The following is a 432-nucleotide window of genomic DNA, read 5'->3' as shown; positions in this document are numbered from 1 at the left end:
TTCGTCCTCCCGGAGTCGCTGGCGTTCGTCTGGGACGCCGCGGTCCTCAACGAGATCTTCGTCGCCCCCGACTACCGCGGAACGGGCGTCGCCGACGCGCTGATGAACGCCGCCGTCGAGAGCGCGCGTGCCCAGGACCTCCCGCTCGATCGGATGGTGCTCGACGTGGACCGCGAGAACGACAGAGCACAGGCGTTCTACGAGCGATACGGCTTCGACCACTGGGGCGAGATGGTCGCCCGCGATCTGTAACGCGGAGCGATCCGGAACGCAGATTCGGCGCTTCACGCACGCTCGGGCGTGGCGAGCGCACCGAGCGCCCCGCCGAACGTGCCGAAGACGAGCGGGTAAACGAGCCCTGCGAGCAGAATCGCCGTGACTAGCGTCGGTCCGGCCGTGGCGTCGCCGACGTCGACGGCGAAGAGGAACGCG

The 432-nt window shown here is 69.0% G+C and carries 1 protein-coding gene; it reads left to right on the top strand.

Translation table 11 applies throughout. The features are described from left to right. The coding region (locus DEQ92_RS23020; protein WP_147299614.1) for an N-acetyltransferase at positions 1-252 on the top strand (252 nt) is incomplete at its 5' end. Between the last annotated feature and the right edge of the window lie 180 nt (positions 253-432).

Origin of the sequence: Haloferax sp. Atlit-6N (genome assembly GCF_003383195.1) — an archaeon.
Taxonomy (GTDB): domain Archaea; phylum Halobacteriota; class Halobacteria; order Halobacteriales; family Haloferacaceae; genus Haloferax; species Haloferax gibbonsii.
This window is presented reverse-complemented; position numbering and strand designations above follow the sequence as displayed.